The sequence below is a fragment of the Aureimonas sp. AU12 genome (genome assembly GCF_001463705.1).
GTDB lineage: Bacteria > Pseudomonadota > Alphaproteobacteria > Rhizobiales > Rhizobiaceae > Aureimonas.
Genome location: NZ_BBWH01000023.1, coordinates 1 through 13,382 on the forward strand (window position 1 = coordinate 1; position 13,382 = coordinate 13,382).

A 13,382-nucleotide genomic window follows, 5' to 3' on the forward strand; every position below is an offset into this window, starting at 1 on the left:
CTCTGCTCGTCGGCGGCAATCCGTTCGCGACCTCCTCGATCTACGCGCTCATCCATGCGCTGGAGCGCGAATGGGGCGTCTGGTTTCCCAAGGGCGGCACCGGCGCGCTCGTGCGCGGCATGCTCAAGCTCTTCGAGGATATCGGCGGGCGGGTCGAGCTGAACGCCGAGGCGGCGCGGATCGAGACGGAGGGTTCACGGGCCACCGGCGTCACCACGCTCGACGGGCGTCGCTTCGCGGCCGACCTCGTGGCCTCGAATGCCGACGTCGTCCACACCTACGACAAGCTCCTCGCCGGCACGCAGCGTGGCATGAAGGAGGCCAAGCGGCTGAAGACGAAGCGCTTCTCGATGTCGCTCTTCGTCATCTATTTCGGGCTGAAGCGCCACCAGCCGCAGCTGCGCCACCACACGGTGCTCTTCGGCGCGCGATACCGGCAGCTCATCGACGAGATCTTCAAGGGCCGCGAACTGGCGGGCGACTTCTCGCTCTATCTCCACAGCCCCTGCGCCACCGACCCCTCGCTCGCGCCCGACGGCATGGGCAGCTACTATGTGCTCTCGCCCGTGCCTCATCTCGGCAATGCCGAGATCGACTGGTCGGTCGAGGGGCCGAAATATCGCGACCGCATCTTCGACTATCTGGAAGAGCGCTACATGCCCGGCCTCAAGGCCGATCTCGTGACGAGCCGCATCTTCACGCCGCTCGACTTCCAGTCCGAACTCAACGCCCACCACGGCTCGGCCTTCTCGCTCGATCCCGTGCTGACGCAGTCGGCCTGGTTCCGCACCCACAATCGCGATGCCGAGATCTCCAACCTCTTCTTCGTCGGCGCCGGCACGCATCCGGGCGCCGGGGTGCCCGGCGTCGTCGGGTCGGCCAAGGCGACGGCAGGCCTCATCCTCGGCGAACGGGTGGCCTGACGATGGCGGCGGGCGAAACACGCGATGTCGCGGCCTTCGCGGCGCGCTCGATAGCGGCGGGTTCGAAGAGTTTCGCCGCCGCCGCCCGTCTCTTCGACCCCGCGACGCGCGACAGCGTGATGATGCTCTACGCCTGGTGCCGCCATTGCGACGACGTGGTGGACGGGCAGGAGGGCGGGCGGGGCCAAGTCGCGTCGGCGCTTTCGGCCGATGCCCGCATCGCCGGCCTGCGGCGCGACACGCACGCCGCTTTGGGCGGCCAGACCGAAGGTCTCGATCCAAGCTTCCTGGCGCTGGCGGAAGTGGTGCGCCGGCATGCCATCTCGCCGCGCCTGCTCGACGAGCATCTGGCCGGCTTCGCCCTCGACGTCGCCGAGCATCGCTACCGAACGCTCGACGACCTCCTCGTCTATTGCTGGCATGTGGCGGGCGTCGTCGGGGTGATGATGGCCGAGGTCATGGGGGTGACGGACGAGGCCGTGCTCGACCGCGCCTGCGACCTCGGCCTCGCGTTCCAGCTCACCAACATCGCGCGCGACGTGGTGGAGGATGCGCGCGAGGGCCGCGTCTACGTGCCGCTGGACTGGCTGGCGGAAGAGGGTGTCGGCGCACCGGATCTCATCGACCCCGCCCACGCGGCGGCGCTCGCACGCCTGCGGGCGCGGCTCGTGGCGGCGGCCGAGCCCTATTACGCCTCGGCCCGCATCGGGGTGGACGCCCTGCCGCGCCGTTCGGCTTGGGCCATCGCCACCGCCCGCCTCGTCTATCGCCGCATCGGCACCAAGCTGGTGGCAGCAGGGGAGAGGGCGCAGGCGCAGCGGATCTCCACATCGACCCCGGAAAAGCTCGCGGCGATCGCCTCCGGCGGCTGGGCTGCACTGCGCTTTCGCGACTATGGCGGGCTTCCGCGCGATCCCGCGCTCTGGACCCGGCCCCGCCTCGGCGGCTGACCGACGCCCGGGTCGGAGCCTGTCAGATGCCGCTGCGGCGCTCGTCCGCCTGCTCGGCCCGCACCCGGCCCGATGCCTTGAGTTCGGCCGAGAGTTGGTCGACCGGCGGGGCATAGAGGAAGCCGAAGGAGACGCAGCCCTCGCGGCCCTTCACCGCGTGGTGCAGCCGGTGCGCCTGCACGAGGCGCTTGGCGTAGCCCTTGTGCGGAATGTGCCGGAAGGGCCAGCGCTGGTGTACCAGCCCGTCATGCACGAGGAAGTAGAACAGCCCGTAGAGGGTGATGCCGACGGCAATGGCTGTCACGACCGGCAGTTCGGCGAAGCGCCCGATGGCAAAGAGCGTGATGGCGAAGCCCGCGAAGACCACGGCGTAGAGGTCGTTCTTCTCGAACATCCCCTCGTGCGGCTCGTGATGGCTCTCGTGCCAGCCCCAGCCCCAGCCGTGCATGATGTATTTGTGCGCGGCCCAGGCGACGACCTCCATCACGAGGAACACCGCGATCGCGATCGCGCCGAAACCGAGCCAGCTGTCCGCCATGTCGTCGTCTTCCATTCTCGCGGGGGCTTCGATCGCCCTGCCGCGTTCGATTTGGGCCGCGTTCGATCTGGGATGGCCTTGCGTCGCACGCAAGACAATGCGGCGCTAGCGCGCGGCCTCGTGCTCGAGCACCGGCTCGTCGGCGGCCTCCGCCGGGATCGAGCCGGCGAAGATCGCCGCGACCATGGCATGAAGGCGCGAGCCCGGCCCGAACACGGCGTCGAGCCGCGCATCGGCCGCCGCGACGTGACGCTCGATGTGGCGGCGGACCTGCGTCGGCCCGATCATCGAGACGATGGTCGACTTGCCCCGGTCCTTGCCGACATCCTTGCCGATCGACACCGCGCTCGGCGCCCCGTCGAGAAGATCGTCGAGAAGCTGGAAGGCGAGGCCGATCTCGGCGGCGAAGGCGCGAAGGTCGGTGCGCACCGCCTCGCTCGCCTCGGCCGCGACGGCGCCGAGTTCCACCGCGGCGGTGAACAGCGATCCGGTCTTCAGGCCGTTGGCATCGGCGATCTCGGCGAGCGGGCGCTGGCCGCGCCCGCCGCGCAGATCCTGGAATTGCCCGGCGACGAGCCCGCGCGTGCCCACCGCCTCGGCCAGCACGGCCACCGCCTCGCCTCGCCGCGCCGGCGCCAGGCCCTCGACGCGGGCGAGCGTGCCGTAGGCGCCCGACAGGATCGCGATGGCCGCCAGCACGGCGACGTCCTCGCCATGGGCGCGGTGCAGCGCCGGACGCCCGCGGCGCAGCTCCGCATCGTCCATGCAGGGCAGGTCGTCGAGAATCAGCGAGGCGGCGTGCACCATCTCGAGCGCGCAGCCCGCGTCGAGCGCGGCGTCGGACGGACCGCCGAGATCCTCGGCGACGATCAGCGTCATGATCGGCCGCAGCCGCTTGCCGGGCGCCAGCACGCTGTCGCGCATGGCCGTGTCGAGGGCCGACTGCCCGGCCAGGACCGGCGGCATCAACGCATCGAGGCGCGCGTTCACGCGCCGCAAAAGGGCGTCGAGGCTGGAATCCGGCTCGGCTGTCATCGTGGCGTCGTCACTTTCCCGGCGTCGTCGACGCCACCATTTCATGTCCGATCGAATGCGGATACGGATTTCTAGCACGGACTGTAAGAGCGCGAAGCGCCCGCACGCCGTTCATGCCGCGTTCTGCGACGAAACGACTTAGCGCCAAGCCCCGGTGCGAATGCCAAGCCGCGGGCAGGGCAGAACGCTATCGTATGAAGCGAATCGAGCCGAAGGAAGGGACGGACAGCATGCCGGGAGAGGACATCCGATCGCGAAAGGGTGATCACCTCGACATCGTCCTCAAGCCCGCGCTGGTCCCGCCGCGCGCCGAGACCGGGTTCGAGGCCGTGCGTTTCGAGCATGTCGCGCTGCCCGAGATCGACCTCGACGCGATCGACCTCTCCGCCGCGTTCCTCGGCCGGCGGCTCGCCGCGCCGATCCTCATCTCGTCGATGACCGGCGGGCCTGAGCGCGCCGCGCGCATCAACGCCCGGCTCGCGGAGGTGGCGGAGGCGCTCGGGCTGGCGCTTGCGGTGGGCTCTCAGCGCATCGCGCTGGAGGGGCGCGGCAGTGGGGGCCTCGACCGGTCGCTGCGCTCGCTCGCGCCATCCGTGCCGATCCTCGCCAATATCGGCGCCGCCCAGCTCGGCCTCGGCTACGGCCTCGACGAGGCGCGTCGCGCCGTGGAGATGATCGATGCCGATGCGCTCATCGTCCACCTCAACCCGCTACAGGAAGCCGTGCAGCCGGGCGGCGACCGGCGCTGGAGCGGCATTCTCGGACGGATCGAGGCGCTGGCCCGCGATCTCGGCTGCCCGATCGTCGCCAAGGAGGTCGGCGGCGGCATTTCCGGCGCGGTCGCCCGGCGGCTGGTGGATGCGGGCGTCGGCATCGTCGACGTGGCGGGAGCCGGCGGCACGAGCTGGGCAGCGATTGAGGCCGAGCGGCTGGCCGATCCCCGCGCCCGTGCCGCCGCGCTACTCTTTGCCGACTGGGGCATTCCAACGGCGCAGGCGATCCGCGACGTGCGCGCCGCCTGTCCCGAGGCGGTGGTGATCGGCTCGGGCGGCATCCGCAACGGGCTCGACGCGGCCAAGGCGATCCGCCTCGGCGCCGATCTCGCGGGACAGGCGGGCGCCAGCCTCGCGGCCGCCGACGATTCGCTCGAGGCCGTCGCGGCGCATTTCGCCGGCGTCGTCGAGGAACTGCGCATCGCCTGCTTCTGCACGGGGTCCGCCGATCTCGAGGCGTTGCGCTGCGCCCCGTTGCTGCCTCCGAGGGGGTGAGGGGCCTCGGCGCCGGGCAGACGCCTGCCATGCCAATCGATTCAAGCTGAGTGCTCCGCCCTTTTCCGTTTGCCGCCCGATCCTCCCATCCGCTAAGCCGGACGCCGACTGGACGAACGATCCGATCCCGGAGGACGCATGAGCGCGACGCTGCAAGACCATCTCGCCCCCCTCGTCTCGGCTGGCGGCAGCCGGCGGGACGTCGCCGGTCTCATCACCGAGCTCGCGAAAGCCGCGGCCTCGCTGCAGCGGCTGATCTCGACGGGCGCCTCGGCAGGCGGCGCGGTGGCGACGGCTGCGGATGGCGGCGCCAACGGGGGCGGCGACATCCAGAAGGTGCTCGATCTCGAGGCCGACCGTCTGTTCCTGGCCGCCGCCCGCGCCGCGCCCGTCGCCTTCTACGGCTCGGAGGAGCAGGACGAGGCGGTGGCGCTGGGAACCGAGGGAACCCTCGCACTCGCCATTGACCCGCTCGACGGCTCGTCGAACATCGAGACGAACGTCTCGATCGGCACGATCTTCTCCGTCCTGCCGGTGGAGGAGGCGCACCGCGCCGATCCCGCCAGCGTTTTCCGCCAGCCCGGCCGGCGCCAGCTCGCCGCCGGCTTCTTCGTCTACGGGCCGCAGCTGCTTCTCGTGATGACGGTGGGCGAGGGCACCCACGTCTTCGGCTGGTCGCCAGAGACGGACGTCTTCACGAAGACGATGACGGTGACGATCCCCGCCGACGCCAAGGAATATTCGATCAACGCCTCGAACGCGCGCCACTGGGACGCGCCGATGCGCCGCTACATCGACCATTGCCTCGCCGGCAAGGACGGCCCGCGCGGGCGCGACTTCAACATGCGCTGGGTGGCCTCGATGGTCGCCGACGCCTATCGCATCTTCGTGCGCGGCGGCGTCTATCTCTATCCCGGCGACAGCCGGAAAGGCTACGCGCAGGGGCGGATCCGGCTCTGCTACGAGGCCAATCCTGTGGCCTTCTGCGCCGAGCAGGCGGGCGGCGCGGCGAGCGACGGCCTCAACCCGATCCTCGACCTCGTGCCCGAAGGCCTGCACCAGCGCACGCCTGTCGTCTTCGGTTCGCGGAACGAGGTGCTGGAAGTCGCCCGCACGCTTGCCGATCCCGCGAGCCTTTCGGAAGCCTCGCCGCTCTTCGGCGACCGGCCGGTCGGCGGCTTCTGACGATGGCCGGCGACATTCTCATCGCGCCGTCCATCCTGTCGTCGGACTTCTCGCGCCTCGGCGAGGAGATCGCGGCGGTGGACCGGGCCGGCGCCGACTGGATCCATCTCGACGTGATGGACGGGCATTTCGTGCCCAACGTCACCTTCGGCCCGCCGATCGTCGCCGCCGTGCGCAAGGCCTCGCCGAAGTTCTTCGACGCTCACCTGATGATCGAGCCGGCCGACCCCTATCTCGACGCCTTCGCCGAGGCCGGCTGCGAGGGCATCACCGTCCACGCCGAAGCCTGCCGGCATCTCGACCGCTCGCTTCAGCGCATTCGTTCGCTTGGCTGCAAGGCCGGCGTCGCGCTGAACCCGGCGACCTCCGAGACGGCGATCGAGCATGTCCTAGACCGGCTGGATCTCATCCTGGTGATGACCGTCAATCCCGGCTTCGGCGGCCAGCAGTTCATTCCCGCGATGCTCGAAAAAGTGCGCCGCGTGCGCGCGATGATCGGAAGCCGCGCGATCCGGCTGCAGGTCGACGGCGGCGTCGCGCCGGACACGATCGGTGATCTCGTTCGAGCCGGCGCGGACTGTTTCGTGGCGGGCTCGGCGATCTATCGCGGCGGCGAGGAAGCGGCCTACCGGACGAATATCGAGGCGCTGCGCCGGGCGGCGAAGGGTTAGCGGTAGGTTATCGGCCGGCCTCCAAGTGTAGCGCTCAAGATTTCGTGAGCGCGAGGTGAAGATCCCGCGTCTTTGCCAGTCTAGCTTAGGGACCGGATCGAAGTTCGCGGCGATCAGCTCGCCAAGACTGTTGCCGCCTCTCCCTGTCGCGCATCTTTTTGCGACGCACTGCGGAGAAAACCTTGCGCGACGACCGCGACATCACATCTAAGGCGCGCGGCGACGTTTGGGCGCAGGGCGGCTCGATGGGCTTGTCCGCCCCGGCATCGGAGCGGACGCGGCGAGACCGGATGGGCGAAGAGCGGCCCCGCGGGCTCGTCTTCATCGAATGGGAACGGCGGCCCGTGCGGCGTGCCACACGGGTTGAGGAGGGGTGAAGTTTGGAACCGACGCTTTCGGAGGCGGCACAGCAGACCGCGTTGACAGGACTGGCGACGGCCGATGTCGTGCCGACCTGGGTCTGGCTGGCGACCATCGGCGGCATCGCCGCCCTCTTCATCTTCGACTTCGTCACCCACGTCCGCAAGCCGCATGAGCCGACCTTCAAGGAATCGGCCCTATGGTCGACCTTCTACGTCACGCTGGCGCTTCTGTTCGGCTGGGGCGTCTGGCACTTCTGGGATCGCGAGCACGGCATCGAGTATCTCGCCGGCTTCATCACCGAGAAGTCGCTGTCGGTCGACAACCTCTTCGTCTTCGTGATCATCATGAAGAGCTTCCGGGTGCCGGCGGCCTACCAGCAGAAGGCGCTGCTCATCGGCATCGTCATCGCGCTGGTCATGCGCGGCATCTTCATCGCGCTGGGCGCGGCGGCGATCGAGCGCTTCTCCTGGGTCTTCTACCTGTTCGGCCTCTTCCTGCTCTACACGGCCTACAAGCTGGCGGTGGAAAGCTTCTCGCACGGCGCCAAGTCGACCGACGAGGAATACGAGCCGAACGCGCTGGTGAAGTACTTCCAGAAGCACCTGCCCACCACCGACGACTTCCGCGGCAATGCGCTGACGATCGTCGAGAACGGAAAGCGCTTCTTCACCCCGATGTTCATCGTGATCCTTGCGCTCGGCATGACCGATCTCCTGTTCGCGCTGGACTCGATCCCCGCGATCTACGGCCTGACGGATGCGCCCTACATCGTCTTCACCGCCAACGCCTTCGCGCTGCTCGGCCTCCTGCAGCTCTACTTCCTGCTCGGCGGCCTTCTCGACCGGCTGGTCTATCTCGGCCTCGGCCTGTCGCTCATCCTCGCCTTCATCGGCGTGAAGCTGATCATCCACGCGATGGAGGCCAACACGCTCTCCTTCGTCAACGGTGGCCAGCCGATCGATGGCCTGCCCCACATCACCACGGGCTTCTCGCTCTCGGTGATCCTCGGCATCCTCGTGGTCACCACGGTGGCCAGCCTCCTGAAGAGCCGTTCGGACGACCGCAAGGCCGGCTGACCCGACGCTCCCAGACGACAAGACGAGAAGCCGGCCCCGCGCCGGCTTCTTGCGTTTGGAGGGGTCAGACCCGAACCGGGTTCGACCAGGCATGGCGCCCGGCGGTATCGGTCGCGACGACGCGCAGCCAGTCTCCGGCAAAGCGCCGGACGGGCAGGCGCGCTTGCGTAATCGCCTCGCCGAAGAGGTTCTCGGCACGCGAGCCGCGCCCGACCAGCGCCACGTTGCGCGCCGGCGAGCAGCGCACCACGACCTCGTCGCCTTCGATGGCGATATCGTCGAATGTGGGTCCCATCGTCGAATAGGAATGCCCGGCCTTCATCGCCGCGAGGATCGCCTCCGGCTCGTCGCTCTCCGACTTCACCATCAGCCAGCCGCCGAAGGCGTCCATGATGCGAAAATGCGCGTCGTCGGCCGCGTAGGCGGTGAGGTCGTGGCCCTCGTTCCACAGGGCATCGAGAAGCTGAAAGCCGTCGGGCCGCGCGCATTCGAGGTCGCAGCCGGTGTTGTAGATCTCCACCGCATGGGCGATGCCGGCGAGCGCCCGTCCGTCCTCGATCGTCAGCGACGACCATTGCGGATGGGCGATCGCGACGAAGGCGCCGGCTTCGCGCGCCCGCCGCGCCAGTGCCACGCCGTCTTCGCCCGGCGCATTGGCCGCGAAATCCAGCGGCAGGCCGCAGGCGAGAATGTGCCAGACCTCGCCTTGCGAATTGACCGGCGCATGCAACTCGGCTCCGATGATCGTGGTGAAGTCCGCCGCCCGAAAGGCGCGCGTGTCGGCGAGCGGAAAGCCGAAGCGCTCCGCGAAATGGTCGGAGAGGCAGAGGAAGTCGTATCCGGCCGCGCGGTAGGCCTCGCAGACGTCGGACGGCGCGCGGGTGCCGTCCGACAGGGTCGAATGCGTATGGATGTTGCCGCGCCGGAACCGGCCGGGCGCGCGGAAGGCGTCGAATGTCATGGAATGCTCCTTCAGGACTGGCAAAAGCGTCATCGCGGCAGTGGAATGCCAATTCTTTTTGCTTGCCTCATTTCTGATAACCCGCTCACATGCAACCAACGTGACGGCCGGTTGAACGAGCGATCAATCGACACCGGACTGTCATGTGACGGTGGTAGGGCGGTGCCGGCGGGCGGCATGGCCCCGTGAGCGAGTTGGGCGCCGGCGTATCGAACGCCACGCGGCGCATGAGGGAGTTGGCATGGTTGAGATGTTGAAGCGCAGTGTCTCGTCGGTGGCGCTCGCCGCCTTCGCCCTCGGTGCGATCGCCGTTCCCGGCGCGCAGGCCCAGTCGATGGACGAGCTCGTGGCCGCCGCCAAGAAGGAAGGCCAGCTCACCACGATCGCGCTGCCGCACGACTGGTGCAACTACGGCGGCATCCTCGAAGGCTTCAAGGCCAAGTACGGCATCACGGTCAACGAGCTGAACCCCGACGCCGGCTCGGGCGACGAGATCCAGGCCATCAAGGCCAACCAGGGCAACACCGGCCCGCAGGCGCCCGACGTGATCGACGTCGGCCTGTCCTTTGGCCCCGCCGCCAAGACCGACAAGCTGATCCAGCCCTACAAGGTCGCGACCTGGGCCGACATTCCCGACGATGCCAAGGATGCCGAGGGCTACTGGTACGGCGACTATTACGGCGTCCTCACCTTCGAGGTGAACAAGGATATCGTCGAGACCGTGCCGCAGGATTGGGCCGATCTTCTCAAGCCCGAATACGCCAACTCCGTCGCGCTCGCCGGCGATCCCCGCGCTTCCTCGCAGGCGATCCAGGCGGTCTATGCCGCCGGTCTATCGAAGGCGCCGACCGGATCCGCGGTCGACATCGCCGCTGCCGGCCTCGACTTCTTCAAACAGCTGAACGCTGCCGGCAATTTCGTGCCGGTCATCGGCAAGCCCGCCTCGCTGGCGCAGGGCACGACGCCGATCATGATCCGCTGGGACTACAACGCCCTGTCGAGCCGCGACACGCTGGCCGGCAACCCGGCGGTCGAGGTCGTGGTGCCCAAGACCGGCGTCATCGCCGGCGTCTACGTCCAGGCGATCAGCGCCTACGCGCCGCACCCGAACGCCGCCAAGCTCTGGATGGAGTATCTCTATTCCGACGAGGGCCAGATCGGCTACCTCAAGGGCTACTGCCACCCGATCCGCTTCAACGCCATGTCCAAGGCCGGCAAGATCCCGCAGGACCTCCTCGACAAGCTGCCCCCGGCGGCCGCCTACGAGACGGCGAAGTTCCCCTCGCTGGAAGACCAGAACGCCGCCAAGACCGAGATCACCACCAAGTGGGACGGGGTCGTGGGCGCCAACGTCCAGTAATTCGGCATCGATCGAGGGGCCGCCGGATCTGTCCGGCGGCCCTGTCTCGAAAGGTGGAGGAAGCGGCAAGACCGGAGGCGCGGGTGTCGGCCATCACAGGATCCATCGACGCGACGACGCGCACCGGCACGCTGGGTCCCGCGGCCGATCGGGTGCCCAAGCGCTCGCTCGCCTGGCTCGGTGTCGTGCCGTTCTTCCTCTTCGCGCTGCTCTTTCTCGTCGGGCCGACGCTCTACCTCATCGTCGGCGCCTTTCAGGATCCGGCGGGCAACCTGACGCTCGCCAATCTCGTGGCGCTGGCGCAGCCGCAGATCCTCGCCGCCTACTGGATCTCCATCCGCATCAGCCTCGCCTCGGCCGCGCTCGGCGCGGTGATCGGCTTCTTCCTCGCCTATGCCATCGTCCACGGAAACCTGCCGGGCTGGATCCGGCCGGCGATCGTCACGTTCTCGGGCGTCGCGTCCAATTTCGCGGGCATTCCGCTGGCGTTCGCCTTCCTGGCGACGCTCGGGCGGCTCGGCCTCGTCACCGTCTTTCTCAACGAGGCCTTCGGCATCAACCTCTACCGCATGGGCTTCAACCTCCTGTCCTTCTGGGGGCTGACGCTCACCTATCTCTATTTCCAGATCCCGCTGATGGTGCTCATCATCGCGCCGGCCCTCGACGGATTGAAGCGCGAATGGCGCGAGGCCTCCTCGATCCTCGGCGCGTCGAACTGGCAGTACTGGCGCATGGTGGCGCTGCCCGTGCTCTTCCCGAGCCTTCTCGGCTGTTTCCTGCTGCTCTTCGCCAACGCCTTCGGCGCCATCGCCACCGCCTATGCGCTGACGGGGTCCTCCCTCAACATCGTGCCGATCCTCCTCTACGCGCAGATCCGCGGCGACGTTCTCTACAACCCCAATCTCGGCTACGCGCTGGCCTTCGGCATGATCGTCATCACCGGCTGCTCCAACATTCTCTACATCTGGCTGCGCTCGCGCGCCGAGCGGTGGCTGCGATGAGCGCCGTGACGGCCAAGGCCTCCGCGCCCAAGGCGCCGAGCGTGATGCTGTCGCGCATCGGGCCCTGGGCCATGGTGATCGTGGCTGCGCTCTACTTCCTCCTGCCGCTGGTCGCGACCTTCCAGTTCTCGCTGTCGATGATCCGCGGCACCTGGAGCTTCCAGTCCTATCGCGTCGTCTTCGCCGACGACGCCTTCCAGCGGACCTTCCTGTTCTCCACGGTCTGCGCGCTGGCGACGATCGTGATCGGCGCGGCCCTCGTGGTGCCCACCGCCTACTGGGTGCGCCTGCGCCTGCCGCGGCTTCGCCCGGTGGTCGAGTTCGTCACGCTCCTGCCGCTGGTGATACCGCCGATCGTTCTCGTGTTCGGCTATCTCCGGCTCTACAATTCCTCGTCCTGGCTGCCCTTCACCGGGTCGGTGGCCGGCACCAACGTCATCCTAGTCTTCGGCTATGCCGTGCTGGCGTTGCCCTACATGTACCGGGCGGTGGACACCGGCATGCAGGCGATCGACATCCGCACGCTGACGGAGGCCGCCGAAAGCCTCGGCGCCAAGCGCGGCGCCATCCTTTGGCAGGTGATCCTGCCGAACGTGCGCCCGGCCGTCATGTCCGGCGCCTTCCTCACGTTTGCCATCGTCATCGGCGAGTTCGTGCTCGCCAGCCTCCTCAACCGCCCGGCTTTCGGCCCCTACCTGCAGAATGTCGGCGCCAACCGCGCCTACGAGCCGGCGGCGCTGGCGATGATCTCCTTCGCGATCACCTGGGGCTGCATGGTGCTGCTGCAGATCGTCGGCGGACGGGCGCCGGGGCGGCGCAGCGCCGCCTCGACGAGACGATCCATCTTCCAGTTCGCAAGGCGGGCCCCGCGATGAGCTTTCTCGAGATCGCGGGCGTCCGCAAGTCGTTCGGCCCGACCACCGTCGTCCAGAATTTCGACCTCTCGGTGGAGCGCGGCGAGTTCATCTCGTTTCTCGGGCCGTCGGGTTGCGGCAAGACCACGATGCTGCGCATCGTCGCCGGCTTCGAGCGGCCGAGCGCCGGCACGGTGCGCATCGATGGCGAGGACGTGACGGACCTCGCCCCCAACGCCCGGCGCATCGGCATGGTGTTTCAGGCCTACGCGCTGTTTCCCAACATGAATGTCGGCGACAACGTCGCCTTCGGGCTCAAGATCGCCGGCATGGGCCGGGCGGAGCGTGAGGCCCGCGTCGACGAGATGCTGAAGCTTATCGGCCTGCCGCATGTGCGTGACCGCTATCCCTACCAGCTCTCGGGCGGCCAGCAGCAGCGCGTGGCGCTCGCCCGCGCCATCGCGCCCAAGCCCCGTGTCCTGCTTCTCGACGAGCCGCTTTCGGCGCTCGACGCCAAGATCCGCGTCTCGCTGCGCGAGGAGATCCGCGAGCTGCAGCGCGCGCTCGGCATCACCACGATCTTCGTCACGCACGACCAGGAGGAGGCGCTCTCCATGTCCGACCGCATCGTCGTGATGTCGGACGGGCGGATGGAGCAGGTCGGCACGCCGTTCGAGATCTACAATCGGCCGCGCTCGCGCTTCGTCGCCTCCTTCGTCGGCACGCTGAGCCTTCTTGAGGGCCGTGCCGAGATCGGCGGGCGCGTGGCGGTGGCGGGCCAAGAGATCGAGGCGGAAACGCCGGGCGCGCGTCCGGGCGACACCGTGACGCTGGCGCTGCGCCCCGAGGCGCTGTCGCTCGTGCCCTCGGCCGAACGGCGCAACCAGTTGACCGGCGAGATCGCCGATGTCGCGTTCCTCGGCTCGGTGGTGCGCATCCGCGCGCGCTTTGCCGCCAACGAACTGCTGATCGACACGTTCAACGATCCCGCCAGCCCGCCGCCCTCGCGCGGCCAGCCGGTGACCGTGCATTTTTCGCCCGACGACATCCAGTGCCTCGACGCCGCCACCGGCGCCAGCCATCGCCCCACCTCGCAGCGCCAGGCGCTGGACCTGCGGGCCGTCGAGCCCGTCTGAGGCAAGACCCGGACGCACGGAGGGTCCCGCGCACCCTTGTTTCCCGCGCGGGACGACCGAC

General features: G+C 68.6%; 13 protein-coding genes. 10 read left to right on the forward strand and 3 right to left on the reverse strand.

Annotation, left to right across the window (positions count from 1 at the left end):
• Both crtI and AUL33_RS08795 read left to right on the forward strand, forming a co-directional pair.
• Positions 1-923, forward strand: a 923-nt coding sequence (gene crtI, locus AUL33_RS08790; protein WP_156419337.1) for a phytoene desaturase family protein, incomplete at its 5' end; no start/stop codon positions are given.
• 2 nt (positions 924-925) lie between these two features.
• Positions 926-1,873 (forward strand): phytoene/squalene synthase family protein, encoded by a 948-nt coding sequence (locus tag AUL33_RS08795; protein WP_062206681.1) that lies wholly within the window; start codon positions 926-928, stop codon positions 1,871-1,873.
• A 22-nt stretch (positions 1,874-1,895) separates the two neighbouring features.
• On the opposite strand, the gene AUL33_RS08800 is transcribed toward AUL33_RS08795, so the two are convergent.
• Positions 1,896-2,411, reverse strand: coding sequence for a sterol desaturase family protein (locus AUL33_RS08800; protein ID WP_062206898.1), 516 nt, complete (start codon positions 2,409-2,411; stop codon positions 1,896-1,898).
• Positions 2,412-2,516: 105 nt separating this feature from the next.
• Positions 2,517-3,446 carry a polyprenyl synthetase family protein gene (locus tag AUL33_RS08805; RefSeq protein ID WP_062206683.1) on the reverse strand — a complete coding sequence of 310 codons (930 nt, stop codon included), beginning with the start codon at positions 3,444-3,446 and terminating at the stop codon, positions 2,517-2,519.
• A gap of 230 nt (positions 3,447-3,676) precedes the next feature.
• On the opposite strand from AUL33_RS08805, the gene fni reads away from it, so the two are divergent.
• The 4 genes from fni (at position 3,677) to AUL33_RS08830 (ending at position 8,009) form a co-directional block, all read left to right on the forward strand.
• Entirely contained in the window at positions 3,677-4,714 is a 1,038-nt protein-coding gene (gene fni / locus AUL33_RS08810; protein ID WP_062206900.1) for a type 2 isopentenyl-diphosphate Delta-isomerase, read from the forward strand.
• 138 nt (positions 4,715-4,852) lie between these two features.
• Entirely contained in the window at positions 4,853-5,899 is a 1,047-nt protein-coding gene (locus AUL33_RS08815) for a class 1 fructose-bisphosphatase (protein WP_062206685.1), read from the forward strand.
• 2 nt (positions 5,900-5,901) lie between these two features.
• Entirely contained in the window at positions 5,902-6,570 is a 669-nt protein-coding gene (gene rpe / locus AUL33_RS08820; RefSeq protein ID WP_062206686.1) for a ribulose-phosphate 3-epimerase, read from the forward strand.
• 380 nt (positions 6,571-6,950) lie between these two features.
• Positions 6,951-8,009, forward strand: a complete 1,059-nt coding sequence (locus tag AUL33_RS08830; protein WP_244492077.1) for a TerC family protein — start codon at positions 6,951-6,953, stop codon at positions 8,007-8,009.
• Positions 8,010-8,073: 64 nt separating this feature from the next.
• Here the strand turns inward: AUL33_RS08830 and AUL33_RS08835 are convergent, their stop codons facing one another.
• Positions 8,074-8,970: a CehA/McbA family metallohydrolase gene (locus AUL33_RS08835; protein ID WP_062206691.1), complete on the reverse strand. Its 897-nt coding sequence runs from the start codon at positions 8,968-8,970 to the stop codon at positions 8,074-8,076.
• Between the two features lie 250 nt (positions 8,971-9,220).
• Here AUL33_RS08835 and AUL33_RS08840 point away from each other — a divergent pair, with 250 nt between their 5' ends.
• From AUL33_RS08840 to AUL33_RS08855, 4 genes are all read left to right on the forward strand, one after another.
• Positions 9,221-10,330 (forward strand): ABC transporter substrate-binding protein, encoded by a 1,110-nt coding sequence (locus tag AUL33_RS08840; RefSeq protein WP_062206904.1) that lies wholly within the window; start codon positions 9,221-9,223, stop codon positions 10,328-10,330.
• Positions 10,331-10,461: 131 nt separating this feature from the next.
• A complete protein-coding gene (locus tag AUL33_RS08845) occupies positions 10,462-11,331 on the forward strand; it encodes an ABC transporter permease (RefSeq protein WP_374754417.1) in 870 nt (289 codons plus the stop codon).
• Positions 11,328-12,206, forward strand: a complete 879-nt coding sequence (locus tag AUL33_RS08850; RefSeq protein WP_082652451.1) for an ABC transporter permease — start codon at positions 11,328-11,330, stop codon at positions 12,204-12,206. Before AUL33_RS08845 ends, AUL33_RS08850 begins: the two co-directional genes overlap by 4 nt.
• Entirely contained in the window at positions 12,203-13,321 is a 1,119-nt protein-coding gene (locus AUL33_RS08855; RefSeq protein ID WP_062206693.1) for an ABC transporter ATP-binding protein, read from the forward strand. Before AUL33_RS08850 ends, AUL33_RS08855 begins: the two co-directional genes overlap by 4 nt.
• The last annotated feature ends 61 nt before the right edge of the window (positions 13,322-13,382 follow it).